Origin of the sequence: Halobellus litoreus, from assembly GCF_024464595.1 — an archaeon.
GTDB lineage: Archaea > Halobacteriota > Halobacteria > Halobacteriales > Haloferacaceae > Haloquadratum > Haloquadratum litoreum.
This window is the reverse complement of record NZ_JANHAW010000002.1, coordinates 1263700-1276447: the sequence shown is the minus strand read 5'-3', so window position 1 is coordinate 1276447 and position 12748 is coordinate 1263700. Positions and strand designations below refer to the sequence as shown.

Sequence of the window (12748 nt, the reverse complement as noted above, 5' to 3'; positions counted from 1 at the left end):
AGCCTCGGGGGAACGGACCGCGCGCCCGACGACCACGCTTCGACGCCGACTACGCCTCGACGGCGACGTCTTCGAAGAACGCGAGGTCGTGGATCCGGCTGTCGTCTGTCAGCTCCGGGTGGAACGCGGTGCCGACGACCGGGCCATCGCGGACGGCGACCGGCCGGCCGTCCCACTCCGCGAGGACTTCGACGCCGTCGCCGACCTCGTCGATGGCGGGCGCGCGGATGAAGACGGCCGGAAACGGCTCGTCGAAGCCGGCGACGTCGAGCGGCGCCTCGAAGCTGTCGACCTGCCGCCCGAAGGCGTTGCGGTCGACGGTCACGTCGAGCAGGTCGAGCGTCTCGACCCGCTCGTCGTTGGCGTCCCGAGAGGCGACGATGAGCCCCGCACAGGTCGCCAGCACCGGCTTCCCGGCGGCGACGTGCTCGCGAATCTCCCTGTCGATGCCCTCGCGGGCCAGGAGCCGGGAGATGGCGGTCGACTCCCCGCCCGGGAGCAGCAGGACGTCGCAGTCGGGCACGCGCCCCGACTGCCTGATCTCGACGACTTCGACGTCTTCGCCGTGCGCCGCGCCCGCGCGACGGATGGCCGCGGCGTGCTCTGTGACGTCGCCCTGGACGGCGACGACGCCCGCTCGTAACATACCAGCGACTCAGGGTCGAATCGACAAAAAGCGTCCGTTGTCCGGTTCGCTGTCGACGGCCGCGACCTGCGAGGCCGACGCCGTTGCGGGGGCGCTCCGAACGCTCAGATCGCGACGGCGTTCAGCACGAGGACGCCGACGCCGAAGAGGAGTCCGAACGCGAAGATGGTCTTCGGATCGATGCGGATCGCGTTTCGGTCCTCGGCGTCGAAGTAGCGGACGAGCCCCGCGCTCGACATCAGGCCGCCGCTGTTCTGACCACTGCTCATACCTCCTTCTCGGTGCTGTCTCGCCTAAACGTTTCGGATCGGGCGGAACCCCGCCCGCTGTGCGATCTGCCGCCTGGAAGCCTTCTCCCGCCTTCGATCGGGACGGCTCCGGGTCGATTCGAGACGGTGGAAACGCTTATGCGATGCCCCGCGCAACGTGGCGACGCACACGATGACCGTCCGAGTACTCGATTTCTACGCCGACTGGTGCGGCCCGTGCAAGAAGCAGGACCCGATCTTGGAGGAACTCGAAGCCGACTACGGCGACGTCGAGTTCCAGAAGATCGACGTCGACGAGGAACAGGACGTGGCGAACCAGTATCAGGTGCGCTCGCTCCCGACGATCGTGATCGAACGGGAGGGCGAGATCGTCGATCGCTTCGTCGGCTTCACCCAGCGCGAGGACATCGAGGCCGCGCTGAAAGGGGCCGTCCAGCCGGCCGGAGCCTGAACCGTCACGGAACGCTTCCCCCGATTCGGCTCGGCGTTCACGGGCGTCCGACGCCGAGTCGACCCGACGCCGCTGTTGTTCGGTCCCTCCCCGAGAGCAGCTCCCGGAGTCGCCCGTCTCGCAAGCGTTATACTTCCGCGTCCGGAACCCGCCTGTATGGCTAAGAACGAAGCTGCGGTGAAACGGATGCTGGAGAAGCAGATCTGTATGCGCTGTAACGCCCGCAACCCCCAGCGCGCCGACGCCTGCCGCAAGTGCGGGTACAAGAACCTTCGACCCAAGTCGAAGGAACGCCGCGCGGCCTAGATCGATCGCTACTCCTCGGGATACTTCGGTTCTCTTCGCTCGGCCCGTTCGAGCGCCCGCGCTATCACCTCGCGAACGGAGTCGTCGCCGCCGTCGGGAGCCGCGCGATAGACGTCGCCGTGACCGGCGTACAGCGCCGAGACCGTCTCCGGGAGCCGATCGAGCAGCGTCTGGAGGCTCTCGATGAGCCGCTCGCGGGACTGCCCCGGCATATCGGTCCGCCCGAAGCTTCCGTCGTCGAACGCGCCGTCGTTGTAGACGACGACGTCGCCGCTGAAGACCCGCTCCTCACCGACGAGCGAGACGTGATCGTCGGCGTGGCCGGGCGTGTACACCACCTCGTAGGACTCCCCGCACAGGTCGACCGTCTCACCGTCTTCCAGCGTTCCCGTCCGCCGCGAATGGTCGCCGTACGCGTACAGATCGGCGTCGAAGCGGTCGAGCACGGCGTCGAGTTCGCCGACGTGATCGCGGTGCTGGTGGGTGAGATAGACCGCGTCGAGGTCGTCGACGTGCGACGCGATGACGTCGTCGACGCCAGGCATCGTGCTGGCGTCGACGAGGACGGGATCATCGCCGGCGAGCAGATAGGCGTTGCAGGTGAAGTCAGTCGCTCCCTCGGTGACCGTGTGGATCTCCATACGCACCGTTCCGGTGCGCCGACGAAAAAGGCTCGGCCGGCGTGCGACGCACCGTGCCGCCCCACAACTCGTCTCGAACTCCGATGTGCGCTATCTCCGGTGCCGACGTAGATTCATATACGATCGAGCGACCAGGCCCGGTGTGATCTGACAGCGGTCTCGCGTCGCGCCGCGGTTGCTCGGCACGTCGACGCGGGAATCGATAGCGGTGACGCCACCGACCGCGTCGTCGCGAGCGGTGTGCCGACTGTTCGCCCACGACTCGCACGAGGTCGCAGACCGATTCGCCCTCGGCGAGGCGAGTCGTCGAGGGCGGTTCTCTGACCGGCACCGGCATCACTGAGAGCGGTGCTTTGACTGACTCTGCTCTCCGCTCGCTCCCGTCGAATCCTGCGTGTGTTTTTTATCGGACTACTTCCTATATTTCTCTGTATGGGATTTGGGAGCTACGACGAGTCCGAACAAGAGAATCAGGACTTCGACACCGATCTCGACGACGACGACGGGGTCGCGACCTCCCAGGCCGACCACGGGGGCGACGTCGAGTTCGAGATTGGGGCATCGAACGACGAACTCCTGGACCGGCTCAAGGACATCAAAGAGGGGGAGTGACGCCAGGCCGACCGCGGCGCTCGGAGGACTGAACCGCGGGTGAAATCCGGCACGCGGGCGCTCGGCATCGCGGAGTCGACGGACGAGACCAGCGACCGCTGTATCCTCTGTGGCGCCGTCCTCCGCGCCGACCGCGTCGCAGACGGCTTCGCGTACGCGACGGCGACTGTCGGCGGGCTCGACGCCACCGACGCCGTCTGCACGCTCGTCGAGCGACTGGACCGCGAGGACGTCCGCTACCTACTGGTCTCGGGCGTCGCGCCCGCGTGGTTCAACGTCCTCGATCTGGATCGGATCGCCGACGTCGCCGAGCGACCGGTACTCTCGGTGTCCTACGAGGAGAGTCCGGGACTGGAGTCGGCGCTCCGCGAACAGTTCGCGGGCGACGCGCTCGACGCTCGCCTCGCCGCCTACGAGCGGCTTCCGCCGCGGCGACGGCTCCGCGTGAACGACGAGACGCTGTTCGTGCGGAGCGTCGGCCTCGAACACGGCGATTCCGGACCCTCGGCGGTCGACGCCGACGACCACCCGGACGACGAGGTCGCCCGGATCGTCCGCGCGTACACGCCGACCGGCGGCCGGCCGGAGCCGGTACGCGTCGCGCGGCTCGCCGCACGCGCCGCGCGGCAGTGGCGCGCGGCGCGGCGCACCGAACCGGACCGTCACGAGTAAGTCGTCGCCGGCCGGTTCTCCGGTATGACTGGCGAGGAGACCGACACGGCCACGACCGACGCCGCCGCCGATTCGATGGACGGACTCGCCGTCCGGGCCTGCGAGCGCTGTCCCGAACTCGTCGACTCGCGGTCGCAGATCGTCAACGGCGTCGGTCCCGCGGACGCCGACCTCCTCTTCCTCGGGGAGGCACCCGGCGCGAACGAGGACGAGCAGGGCGAACCGTTCGTCGGACGCTCGGGAAGCATCCTCGACGACGCGCTTCGCGACGCCGGACTCGGCCGCGCCGACGTTCGGATCACGAACTGCGTTCGGTGCCGGCCACCGGAGAACAGAGACCCCACCAGCGAGGAGCTCGCGAACTGCCGCGGCTACCTCGAACGCGAACTGGCGCTCGTCGACCCCGAACTCGTCGTCACGCTCGGGAAGGTGCCCTCCGAGCACCTGCTGGAGCGGTCGGTCGCCGTCACGACGGAGGCCGGCGACGTCGTCGACGTCCGCCTCGGCGAGCGCTCCTACCGTACCGTGATCTCGGTCCACCCGGCGGCGACGCTGTACGACGGCAGCCAGCGGGAGACGTTCTTCGAGACCATCGCCCGCGCGGCCGACGTCGCCGGCGTCGGTGACGGCGACGGCGGACAGGCGAATCTCGGCGACTTCTAATACCATCTCTCGACCGAACGGCGCGGCGACCGGGCGGAGGGATTCGCACCGACAGAAAGTGACTTTGCTCCGCCCGCTCGATTCGGAGTATGAGCACGACGACGGGAGCCCCCGAGGAGGCGTTGGCAGAGATCGTCCTCGTCGACTACGGCCTCGGCAACCTCCGCAGCGCCCAGCGGGGGCTCGAACGCGCCGGCGCGTCGGTCTCGATCACCGACGACCCGGCCGACTTCGAGGCCGCGGACGGGATCGTCCTGCCGGGCGTGGGCGCGTTCAGCGAGGGGATGGAGAACGCCGGGCCGTTCCGCGAACCGCTCGCGGCGGCCGCCGAGCGCGGACAGCCGATCTTCGGGATCTGTCTCGGGATGCAGATGCTTCTCACCACCAGCGAGGAGGCCGACCACGCGGGCCAGGGACAGGTCGAAGGGCTCGACTTCGTCCCCGGAACCAACGTCCGGTTCGAGGGGGAGCAGAAGGTGCCGCACATGGGCTGGAACGAACTGCACGTCGAGCGCGAGCACCCGCTCGTCGAGGGCGTCGACGGCGAGTACGCCTACTTCGTCCACTCCTACTACGCCGAGCCCGACGACCCCGACGCCGTCGTCGCGACCACCGACTACGGGGTGACGTTCCCGGCGGTGATCGCCAACGAGGCGGGCACCGTCTTCGGGACCCAGTTCCACCCGGAGAAGTCCGGCGAGACCGGCCTGCGGATCCTTCGGAACTTCGTCGACTACTGCGCCGAGCGGTAGGGCGCCGGGGCGCGTCGGTCGATCGGTTCGGGACCGTCTGCGTTCTCCCCGACGGGCTTTTAGGATCCCGCGGAGTAGGGCGCGCCATGCAGGTAGTCACGTTGGGTCCCGAAGGAACGTACTCCCACCGCGCCGCCCGCGCCGTCGACGAGGACGTCGTCTTCCGCGAGTCCGTCTCGGGCATCGTCGACGCCGTCGACAGCGGCGAGTACGACCGCGGCGTCGTTCCGATCGAGAACAGCATCGAGGGGAGCGTCACCGAGACGCTCGACGCCATCGCGAACGCGGATATCGCCGTCATCCAGGAGATCGTCACCCCGATCCGCCACGCCCTCCTCGCGCAGTCGCCGAACTTCGACACCGTCGCCTCGCACTCGCAGGCGCTGGCGCAGTGTCGCTCCTACCTCGAACGCGAGTACCCCGACGCCGAGCTGGAGCCGGTCACGAGCACCGCCCGCGGCGTCGAGTACGCTCGCGAGGACGCCACGGTCGCCGGCATCGGCCACCCGGACAACGCCGGCGACGACCTCACGGTCATCGCCGAGGACATCCAGGACCGCTCGTCGAACGCGACGCGATTCCTGGTCATCGCGCCGGTCGATGAGCGCGCCGACGGCGGCGGCAAGTCCACTATTGTCGTCTACCCGAACGCGAACTACCCCGGCCTCCTGCTCGAACTGCTCGAGGCGTTCGCCGAGCGCGACATCAACCTCTCGCGAATCGAATCGCGTCCGAGCGGCAACCGCCTCGGCGACTACCTCTTCCACATCGACTTCGACGCCGGCTTCTACGAGGACCGCGCTCAGGAGGCGCTCGAAGACGTCGAGGAGATCGCCGAGAACGGGTGGGTCAAGCGGCTCGGATCCTACGACAAGCGACACGTTCTCTACTAATCGAGTATAAACGGGCTCTTTCTGGCCGTCTCGCGTGTGAAGTGCGATCACACGTCCTGTCGAATTTATTATCTCACGGCGCGTCCCTCCACGTTGGTGAAATAGTATGATGAGACGTTCCCCCAGCTTCGACGACATCGAGTTCGACGACCTCTTCGGCCGGATGTCCCGGCAGTTCGAGGAGATGAGCCGACAGTTCGACAGCACACGCTCGTTCGGCCGCGAAATGGCCATCGACATCCGCGAGGACGGTGACTCCCTCGTCGCCGTCGTCGACCTCCCCGGGTTCGAGAAGGAGGACATCGACCTCACCGTCACCGAGGACGTGCTGACGATCGAGGCGTCCCGGACCGACTCAGTCGAGACAGACGACGACCACTACGTCCACCGCGAACGACGGTCCGACACCGCCCGGCGCTCGATCCGACTCCCCGCGGCGATCCACGCTGACGACGCCTCGGCGACGTACAACAACGGCGTCCTCTCCGTGACGCTGCCCAAACTGATCGTCGACGACGAAGACGCCCGCCACATCGACGTCGAGTAACCGCTCCGCTCTCGATATCACTCGGCTCCGGTTTCGACCGCTCCCCGGGTTCTGTGACCGCTCTCAAGGGTCTTGTTTCTCGTCAGTCGCGGTTTTCGACTCGCGGTTTTCGACTAACTCCGTTTTTCAGCCGGCTGCGCGACGAATCTGTCCCGAGGAGAACCTGTTTCCACCGCCTTTCACTCCGCGTTCCTGTCACCGCTGCGCCCCTCGTTTCCTTTCAGGCCGTAGAATTTCGCTCCTCCTCCCGGGCGACGTACAGCGTCTCCCCGCCGGGGATTGCCTCGGTCCCGCAGGGCACGGCGGGCGCGTCGTAGCCGAGCGTCGTGAACGCGAAGTCGGCGTCGACCGCCTCGGCCACGTCCAGCGCCGGCCGGTGGAGTTCCGGCGGGAGGTTCAGCGCGTAGACGAGGTCCGCGTCGTAGGGGTCGCCCGGGTCGTCGCGCGCTGCGGCCTCGACGACGTCGTCGCGGACGAACGAGACGGCCGCGGGCACCTCGACGTCGTCGCCGTCGGCGACGTCCGTGGCGGCGACCGCGACCCCGGCGTCGGCGAGGCTGGCGGCGACCCCGGGACGGCGGCCGATCCCGATCTCCACCGCCGTCTCGTACGCCGAAAAACGGGCGACGAGGGCGGTATTACGGCGCGTTTCCACGGCGGGATATTTATCAATCCACCCCGCTTAAGCCCTTCTATGCTCGTCGACATCGTGCCGATCGGGGACCTCTCCGCGCAAGTAAAGCGCGAGGCGTCGGCCGCGCTCAGAGGGGTCTACGACTGCGACGTCACGGTTCAGGAGGAACAGTCGATCCCCGACGGCGCGTTCGATCGGAGCCGAAACCAGTACCGAGCCGAGCAGTTCATCGAACTGGCGAGTCGCGTCGGCACCGGCGAGAAGAACATCGGCGTCACTTCGCAGGACCTCTACTACCGGCGGCGCAACTACGTGTTCGGGCTGGCGTACCTGAACGGCAACGGCTCCGTGATCTCGACGCACCGACTGCAGACCTCCTCCGACGGCGGCATCACCACCAAACCCCAGTCGGAGGTGTTCGCCGACCGCGTTCGCAAAGAGGTCGTCCACGAAATCGGCCACACGCTCGGACTCGAACACTGCGACAACAGCAAGTGCGTGATGTCTTTCTCTCCCACGGTCCGCGAGGTCGACGTCAAGGAAGAGAACCTCTGCGGGACCTGTAGTCAACTCCTGTACTGACGCCCCTTCGGTCGACCCGGCGGGGAAGAGAACTCTGACGAAAACGACGGTCAGGTGCGAGGACTGAAAATATAACAGCTATACTACGATTCCACATTCATATCAAAATTTAGATGAAATTTTAAGTGCAGTCATCTGATTAAATAAGAATTTTTGACCGTTATTGATGGATGAAAAGGAATAAACATAAAAAATATATTTAAAATAATACTATAACAACTAAGTTATGTTTATTGTCGGTTTCCGACGGCCAGTCCCGGTGACCACGTTTAATATCGAACGACGAGACGTGCGGGTATGGACGGCAACGACGCGGTGGAGGCGCTTTCGGTACCCGAGGCCACGATTCTGGACGCCTGCGGCGACCCGCCGCTTCCGGAGATGGGCGTGATCGAACAGGTGTGGGACACCGACCCGATCCCGAGCGACGAGGTGCGCGAACGGGCTGCGGGGGCCGCGGAAACGCTGCCGCTCGATTCGGTCCCCGAGGGCGGCGAAATCGCCCTCGGGGTCGGAAGTCGGGGCATCGCGAACCTCCCGGAGATCGTCGCCGGCGTCGTCGACGCCCTCTCGGAAGCGGGTTACGAGCCCTTCGTCTTCCCCGCGATGGGGAGTCACGGCGGCGCGACCGGTGAAGGACAACGGGAGATGCTCAACGAGCTCGGCGTGACCGAGGAGGCGATCGGCTGTGAGATCCGCTCGAGTATGGAGGTCGTCGAGGTCGGTCGAACGCCCGAGCGCGACGTGCCGGTCGTCGCCGACGCCAACGCGGCCGCGGCCGACGGGATCGTCCCGATCAACCGCGTCAAGCCCCACACTGACTTCGACGGCGTCGTCGAGAGCGGCCTCTCGAAGATGCTCGTGATCGGGATGGGCAAACAGCGCGGCGCGAAGATCGCCCACGAGTGGGCCGTCGACTGGTCGTTCCGGAAGATGATCCCGGAGATCACCGAACAGCTCCTCTCTGAACTCCCCGTCGTCGGCGGCGTCGCGATCGTCGAAGACCAGCACGACGACACGTCGATTCTGGAGGGCGTCCCCCCGAGCGGCTTTCTCGACCGCGAGGCCGAACTGCTCGAAACCGCCTACGAGATAATGCCGAAGATCCCCTTCGAGGAGGTCGACGTCGCCGTCTTCGACCGACAGGGCAAGGACGTCAGCGGCCAGGGCCTCGACACGAACGTCATCGGACGGCGACCGTTCGCCATCAACGAACCCGAGCCCGAGAGCCCGCGGATCAAGCGGATCTACGTCCGCGGCCTCACGGAGACCACCCACGGGAACGCGATGGGCGTCGGCTCCGCAGACGTGATCCACGAGGACATCGTCGCCGAACTGGACGCCCCGACGACCCTTATCAACGCGCTCACCGCGAGCACCATCCGGGGCGTCCGACTCCCGCCGGTCGTCGAGACCGACCGCGCGGGCCTCGTCGCCGCGCTCTCGACGATCGGCGTCGTCGACACCGACACCGTCCGCGTCCTGCGCGCCCCGGACACGATGCGTCTCCACCGGCTGCACGCGTCGCCGGCGCTGGTCGAGGAGGCCCGCTCGCGCGAGGACCTCCGCGTCGTCGCTGAGCCGTCGCCGATCGCGTTCGAAGACGGGGCGTTCGCGGCCGGCTACGGCGAGGATCACGACTGATCGGCTGAAACCGCGCCGCCAGCCCGGGCAAAAACGCGCGCACCGGTCCGGAAAAACGCACGCGCCGGCCGGGACGAAAACGCGCGTGGTCGTCTATCGGATCGAGTCGACGAGCACCGACGTGGCGTACGCGCCGCGTTCGGGGGCGTCGAACGTCGGGATCCCGAGTTCCTCCATCCGCTTTCGGTCCGGTTCGAGCGGGTCGTACGGTCCGGCGACCGTGAAGACGATCGGCTTGTCGAGGTCCGCCGACAGCTGTTCGAGTTCCTCGACCGGGTAGCCCAGCGAGTGCTCGAAGATCTCGTAGACCAGGACGATGTCGACGTTGTCGTCGCGGGCGACGGCGTCGATGACCTGGCCGAACTCGGGCATCGGACGCCCCGTGTCGACGGGGTTCTCGTCGTACGTGAACCCGAGGAGCAGGTCGTCGAGGCGCTCGTGGGTCTCGTCGGTCAGTTCGGGGAAGTTGGCACCGCGGTCTGCGAGGTAGTCCGCCATCATAATGCCGGGACCGGCCTGCGCCGTGACGAGGCCGACGTTCGGGCCGTCGGGGACGGGCGACTTCCCGAGGACGCGGCTCGCGTCGAGCAGTTCCGTGACGGAGTCGGCCATCACGCCGCCGTTGTTCGTGAGGATCTCCTCGTAGCGCTCGTAGTCCTGGTTCGGCGCGGCCGTGTGCGACTTGACGAACTCGTGCATCCGGTTGCCCGACTTGAGCGCGACGATGGGCGTGTCGGCATCCTCGACGACGGCCTCGAACTGGTCGATCTCTGCGGTCCCCTCGATGTGGAGGCCGATCGCCTTCGTCTGGGGGTCGTCGTCGAGCATCGGGATGACGTCGTCGAAGTCCGTGTTCACGCGGTTGCCGAGGCCGTACATCCCCGAGATGCCGTAGCCCTCGCGTTCGAGTTGGAACGTCGACGTCACGCCGATCCCGCCGCTCTGGGCGACGATCGCGACCTCGCCCGTCTCGATCTCGTCGAACCCGGGCACGAACGAACTGAAGATCTTCTTGTGCGGGATGATGTGGCCCGCCGTGTTGGGGCCGAGCACGGCGATGTCGTACTCCTCGGCGGTCCGGCGGATCTCCGCCTGGCGCTCTTCGCCGTCCGCGCCGGCCTCGGCGAACCCGCCCGCGAAGACGACGGCGGCACCGACGCCGGCCTCCCCGCAGTCCTCGATGACGCCGGGCGTGGCGGGCGCCGGGACACAACAGAGCGCGAGGTCCGCGTCGGTGTCCGCGACGGAGTCGACGAACTCGTAGCCGTAGACCTCGCCCTCGCCCTTCGGATTGACCGGGTAGACGGGTCCGTCGAACTCCTTGGCGTTCGCCATCGCGTCGTTCCCCAGTTTGCCAGGCGTCGCCGACGCGCCGATCACTGCGATGCCGGACGGATCCAACAAGTCTGAGATTCCCATACATAGACGAGCGTGGATGATCGAAATATAAATTCCGAAACGATTGTAATCTGTTTTAGCCGCTGGACGCCGGAGTGAGTGAGATCGGTCGACCGGAACGAGCGGAGATACCGGCGTATTATATCGACGCCCGGCGTACGCGGAGAGAGATGAACGACAGGACGTACGAACTCGTCGTCTTCGACGGCGACGAGACGCTCATCGACGGCGACATCGTCGAGTCGCTCGCCGCCCACGCCGGCGTCGAAGACGAGTTCCAGCGGGTAAAGACCGACGTCTGGGAGCACGACCTCGACGCGATGGAGGCGCTCTCCGAGCAGATCTTCCCGCTCTTCGAAGGGGTCTCGGCGGCGGAACTCGACCGGCTCGTGCAGTCGCTTTCGTTCGCGCCCGGCGCGCGGGCCGTCGCCGGCAACGTCACCTGCCAGACCGCTATCTTCACGGCGCTGACGCCGCTGGCCGACCGGATCGCAGACGAACTGGGCTTCGACTGGCGGCGCGCGAACGATCCGGTCGTCGAAGACGGCGTCCTCACGGGCGAACTCCGGGGCGACATCGTCGATCGGGGGAAGGGCCCCGTCCTCGACGACCTGGTCGCGGCGCTCGGCATCGACCACGAGCAGGTCGTCGCCGTCGGGGACGGCCCCCACGACATCCCCCTGTTCGAGCGCGCCGGATTCTCGGTCGCGATGGATCCGAAACCCGCCGTCCGCGACGTCCCCGACGTCGCCACCGACGAACAGAACTTCTTCGAGATCGTCCCGCTCCTCGAAGAACGGGGTGTACTGGACGCCGAGGTCGTGGGCAGCCAGGCGGAGCCGTCGGTCGATCTGACCGTCGATTGAACGGTACCTCCGTGGCGATAGCACAGTCGGAATCCGGGGAGGGGGTCGTCGAACGTCGGGACCGCAGCGCGCGCCCTACAGTCGGTCGAGAATCCGCTCTGCCGTGCTCGGCGACGAGGTCGTACTGGTCTCGGTCGTTTCCTCGTCCTCGTTCCACGTCGTCTCGGGGCGGCTCTGGAGGACGTAGAAGCGTTTGTCGTCGCCCGCCTCTTCGATCGCCCACTCGATGTCCTGCGGCTCGTCGTAGTACTGTTCGATGGCCTTCGCGAGGTCGGTCAGTTTGACGATCTCGTCGGCCGTGATCGAGGGCACGTCCCGCTTGTCGTCGTCGATTTCGACCTCTTCGGTCCCGGCGTCGGTCGGGACCGTCATCACGCTCTTCTCCTGGACGTTGCGGTCGACGATCTTGTAGACGGGCTTGTCGACGAGGAAACTGTCCGGGGTGACCGCGCCGCTGACGACCGCCTCGCCGAGTCCCCAGTTCGCTTCGATACGGACTTTCGATTGGTCCCCGTTCGAGGGGTTGAGCGTGAACATCACGCCGGAGGTCCGCGCCTCGACCATCTTCTGGATGCCGACGCTGATGAGGACCTCGTCGCGGTCGAAGCCGTTCTCCTCGCGGTACGTGATCGCGCGCGCCGTGAACAGGCTGGCCATACACTCCTTGGTGCGCTGGGCGACCGACTCGAAGTCGGTGACGTTGAGGTAGGTGTCCTGTTGACCGGCGAAACTGGCGTCGGGGAGGTCCTCGGCGGTCGCCGAGGACCGAACGGCGACCTGCAGCTCGTCCGTCTCCGTCTCGGCCTGGAGCGTCTCCCACGAGGATTCGAGTTCGTCGGCGAGAAAGTCCGGGAACGACGCGCTCTCGATGTGCTCGCGGATGTCCTCGCTCGCCGCGGCGACGGCGTTGTCGTCGTCCATCTCGACGGTCGACAGTCGCTCTCCGATGTACTCGCCGAGCGATTGCTCCTCGAGGAACGCCTCGTAGAAGTCGGTCGTGACCGCGAAGCCGGGCGGGACCTGAACGCCCTCGCCGACTTCCATCAACTCGCCGAGCGACGCGTTCTTGCCGCCGACGAGCCCGATGTTCGCTTTGGTACAGTCCGGTGATCCGAAGTGCAGTGTGTACGTTGGATCGTTCATTATGGTTCGGTAACGGGGGATTGGTACTT

General features: G+C 66.7%; 17 protein-coding genes. 11 read left to right on the top strand and 6 right to left on the bottom strand.

What is annotated here, in order from left to right:
* Nucleotides 1–49 precede the first annotated feature (49 nt).
* Nucleotides 50–646 carry a pyridoxal 5'-phosphate synthase glutaminase subunit PdxT gene (gene pdxT, locus NO360_RS13930; protein ID WP_256308401.1) on the bottom strand — a complete coding sequence of 199 codons (597 nt, stop codon included), beginning with the start codon at nucleotides 644–646 and terminating at the stop codon, nucleotides 50–52.
* A gap of 104 nt (nucleotides 647–750) precedes the next feature.
* Nucleotides 751–915, bottom strand: coding sequence for a preprotein translocase subunit Sec61beta (locus NO360_RS13925; protein WP_256308400.1), 165 nt, complete (start codon nucleotides 913–915; stop codon nucleotides 751–753).
* 157 nt (nucleotides 916–1072) lie between these two features.
* On the opposite strand from NO360_RS13925, the gene trxA reads away from it, so the two are divergent.
* Together trxA and NO360_RS13915 are read left to right on the top strand one after the other, a co-directional pair.
* The gene (gene trxA, locus NO360_RS13920) at nucleotides 1073–1366 is read left to right on the top strand and encodes a thioredoxin (protein WP_345780202.1); all 294 of its coding nucleotides are present in this window, start codon (nucleotides 1073–1075) and stop codon (nucleotides 1364–1366) included.
* 156 nt (nucleotides 1367–1522) lie between these two features.
* Complete coding sequence (locus NO360_RS13915) at nucleotides 1523–1672, top strand: 50S ribosomal protein L40e (RefSeq protein WP_103993122.1); 150 nt, start codon at nucleotides 1523–1525, stop codon at nucleotides 1670–1672.
* An 8-nt stretch (nucleotides 1673–1680) separates the two neighbouring features.
* Here NO360_RS13915 and NO360_RS13910 read toward each other — a convergent pair whose 3' ends face one another.
* Entirely contained in the window at nucleotides 1681–2313 is a 633-nt protein-coding gene (locus NO360_RS13910; protein WP_256308399.1) for an MBL fold metallo-hydrolase, read from the bottom strand.
* A 432-nt stretch (nucleotides 2314–2745) separates the two neighbouring features.
* Here NO360_RS13910 and NO360_RS13905 point away from each other — a divergent pair, with 432 nt between their 5' ends.
* From NO360_RS13905 to hsp14, 6 genes are all read left to right on the top strand, one after another.
* The gene (locus tag NO360_RS13905; RefSeq protein ID WP_256308398.1) at nucleotides 2746–2925 is read left to right on the top strand and encodes a DUF5786 family protein; all 180 of its coding nucleotides are present in this window, start codon (nucleotides 2746–2748) and stop codon (nucleotides 2923–2925) included.
* 39 nt (nucleotides 2926–2964) lie between these two features.
* Nucleotides 2965–3597 (top strand): endonuclease dU, encoded by a 633-nt coding sequence (locus NO360_RS13900; RefSeq protein WP_256308397.1) that lies wholly within the window; start codon nucleotides 2965–2967, stop codon nucleotides 3595–3597.
* Nucleotides 3598–3672: 75 nt separating this feature from the next.
* Complete coding sequence (locus NO360_RS13895; protein ID WP_256308541.1) at nucleotides 3673–4260, top strand: uracil-DNA glycosylase; 588 nt, start codon at nucleotides 3673–3675, stop codon at nucleotides 4258–4260.
* Between the two features lie 89 nt (nucleotides 4261–4349).
* On the top strand, nucleotides 4350–5012 hold the full coding sequence (hisH, locus tag NO360_RS13890; RefSeq protein WP_256308396.1) for an imidazole glycerol phosphate synthase subunit HisH: 663 nt from the start codon (nucleotides 4350–4352) through the stop codon (nucleotides 5010–5012).
* 86 nt (nucleotides 5013–5098) lie between these two features.
* The gene (gene pheA, locus NO360_RS13885) at nucleotides 5099–5905 is read left to right on the top strand and encodes a prephenate dehydratase (protein ID WP_256308395.1); all 807 of its coding nucleotides are present in this window, start codon (nucleotides 5099–5101) and stop codon (nucleotides 5903–5905) included.
* 106 nt (nucleotides 5906–6011) lie between these two features.
* Complete coding sequence (gene hsp14 / locus NO360_RS13880) at nucleotides 6012–6452, top strand: archaeal heat shock protein Hsp14 (protein WP_256308394.1); 441 nt, start codon at nucleotides 6012–6014, stop codon at nucleotides 6450–6452.
* A gap of 220 nt (nucleotides 6453–6672) precedes the next feature.
* Here the strand turns inward: hsp14 and NO360_RS13875 are convergent, their stop codons facing one another.
* Nucleotides 6673–7107 (bottom strand): UPF0146 family protein, encoded by a 435-nt coding sequence (locus tag NO360_RS13875; protein WP_256308393.1) that lies wholly within the window; start codon nucleotides 7105–7107, stop codon nucleotides 6673–6675.
* A 39-nt stretch (nucleotides 7108–7146) separates the two neighbouring features.
* On the opposite strand from NO360_RS13875, the gene NO360_RS13870 reads away from it, so the two are divergent.
* Both NO360_RS13870 and NO360_RS13865 read left to right on the top strand, forming a co-directional pair.
* The gene (locus NO360_RS13870) at nucleotides 7147–7668 is read left to right on the top strand and encodes an archaemetzincin family Zn-dependent metalloprotease (RefSeq protein WP_256308392.1); all 522 of its coding nucleotides are present in this window, start codon (nucleotides 7147–7149) and stop codon (nucleotides 7666–7668) included.
* Between the two features lie 297 nt (nucleotides 7669–7965).
* Nucleotides 7966–9312, top strand: coding sequence for a nickel pincer cofactor-dependent isomerase, group 22 (locus NO360_RS13865; RefSeq protein ID WP_256308391.1), 1347 nt, complete (start codon nucleotides 7966–7968; stop codon nucleotides 9310–9312).
* 93 nt (nucleotides 9313–9405) lie between these two features.
* On the opposite strand, the gene NO360_RS13860 is transcribed toward NO360_RS13865, so the two are convergent.
* On the bottom strand, nucleotides 9406–10731 hold the full coding sequence (locus NO360_RS13860) for a CoA-binding protein (protein WP_256308390.1): 1326 nt from the start codon (nucleotides 10729–10731) through the stop codon (nucleotides 9406–9408).
* A gap of 149 nt (nucleotides 10732–10880) precedes the next feature.
* On the opposite strand from NO360_RS13860, the gene NO360_RS13855 reads away from it, so the two are divergent.
* Nucleotides 10881–11576: an HAD family hydrolase gene (locus tag NO360_RS13855; RefSeq protein ID WP_256308389.1), complete on the top strand. Its 696-nt coding sequence runs from the start codon at nucleotides 10881–10883 to the stop codon at nucleotides 11574–11576.
* A gap of 75 nt (nucleotides 11577–11651) precedes the next feature.
* On the opposite strand, the gene NO360_RS13850 is transcribed toward NO360_RS13855, so the two are convergent.
* Nucleotides 11652–12719 carry a PEP/pyruvate-binding domain-containing protein gene (locus tag NO360_RS13850; protein ID WP_256308388.1) on the bottom strand — a complete coding sequence of 356 codons (1068 nt, stop codon included), beginning with the start codon at nucleotides 12717–12719 and terminating at the stop codon, nucleotides 11652–11654.
* Nucleotides 12720–12748 lie beyond the last annotated feature (29 nt).

Excerpts from the sequence above, each read along its gene's own strand:
- NO360_RS13925 (WP_256308400.1), bottom strand. The coding sequence starts at position 915 with ATGAGCAGTGGTCAGAACAGCGGCGGCCTGATGTCGAGCGCGGGGCTC.
- pheA (WP_256308395.1), top strand. The coding sequence starts at position 5,099 with ATGCAGGTAGTCACGTTGGGTCCCGAAGGAACGTACTCCCACCGCGCC.
- NO360_RS13850 (WP_256308388.1), bottom strand. The coding sequence starts at position 12,719 with ATGAACGATCCAACGTACACACTGCACTTCGGATCACCGGACTGTACC.
- NO360_RS13910 (WP_256308399.1), bottom strand. The coding sequence starts at position 2,313 with ATGGAGATCCACACGGTCACCGAGGGAGCGACTGACTTCACCTGCAAC.
- hisH (WP_256308396.1), top strand. The coding sequence starts at position 4,350 with ATGAGCACGACGACGGGAGCCCCCGAGGAGGCGTTGGCAGAGATCGTC.
- NO360_RS13865 (WP_256308391.1), top strand. The coding sequence starts at position 7,966 with ATGGACGGCAACGACGCGGTGGAGGCGCTTTCGGTACCCGAGGCCACG.
- NO360_RS13855 (WP_256308389.1), top strand. The coding sequence starts at position 10,881 with ATGAACGACAGGACGTACGAACTCGTCGTCTTCGACGGCGACGAGACG.
- pdxT (WP_256308401.1), bottom strand. The coding sequence starts at position 646 with ATGTTACGAGCGGGCGTCGTCGCCGTCCAGGGCGACGTCACAGAGCAC.
- hsp14 (WP_256308394.1), top strand. The coding sequence starts at position 6,012 with ATGATGAGACGTTCCCCCAGCTTCGACGACATCGAGTTCGACGACCTC.
- NO360_RS13860 (WP_256308390.1), bottom strand. The coding sequence starts at position 10,731 with ATGGGAATCTCAGACTTGTTGGATCCGTCCGGCATCGCAGTGATCGGC.
- NO360_RS13870 (WP_256308392.1), top strand. The coding sequence starts at position 7,147 with ATGCTCGTCGACATCGTGCCGATCGGGGACCTCTCCGCGCAAGTAAAG.
- NO360_RS13905 (WP_256308398.1), top strand. The coding sequence starts at position 2,746 with ATGGGATTTGGGAGCTACGACGAGTCCGAACAAGAGAATCAGGACTTC.
- NO360_RS13915 (WP_103993122.1), top strand. The coding sequence starts at position 1,523 with ATGGCTAAGAACGAAGCTGCGGTGAAACGGATGCTGGAGAAGCAGATC.
- NO360_RS13895 (WP_256308541.1), top strand. The coding sequence starts at position 3,673 with ATGGACGGACTCGCCGTCCGGGCCTGCGAGCGCTGTCCCGAACTCGTC.